This is a genomic window from Poinsettia branch-inducing phytoplasma str. JR1 (assembly GCF_000309465.1).
Lineage (GTDB): Bacteria > Bacillota_I > Bacilli_A > Acholeplasmatales > Acholeplasmataceae > Phytoplasma > Phytoplasma pruni.
Genome location: NZ_AKIK01000180.1, coordinates 1 through 258, shown reverse-complemented (window position 1 = coordinate 258; position 258 = coordinate 1). Strand labels below are relative to the sequence as shown.

Annotated in this window: 1 pseudogene; it reads right to left on the bottom strand. The window is 31.8% G+C overall.

From position 1 onward, the window contains the following. Positions 1-258: pseudogene (locus tag ON17_RS03180) on the bottom strand (DnaB-like helicase C-terminal domain-containing protein); the annotation flags it as partial.

Below are 258 nucleotides of genomic sequence, written 5' to 3'. Positions count from 1 at the left end.
CGATTTCTTGGAAGGTTTGGGTTGCCATTTCAAAGTGATAAACTAAGGTTTTTTTGGTGCCACTACGATTCTTTTTGATATTGACTTCAATGATTTTTTGATTTTCATTGTTATTAGAATCTAAATAGAGTTGATTGAAGGTTGAATTATATATATTTAAAGGTTTTTCTTGCTCTTTGGATAGTTTGGTTTGGAATTCAGACATCATTAAGACGATATCTGAGTTAGTTTCAATTCCGCCACTTCCTTTTAAAGCGG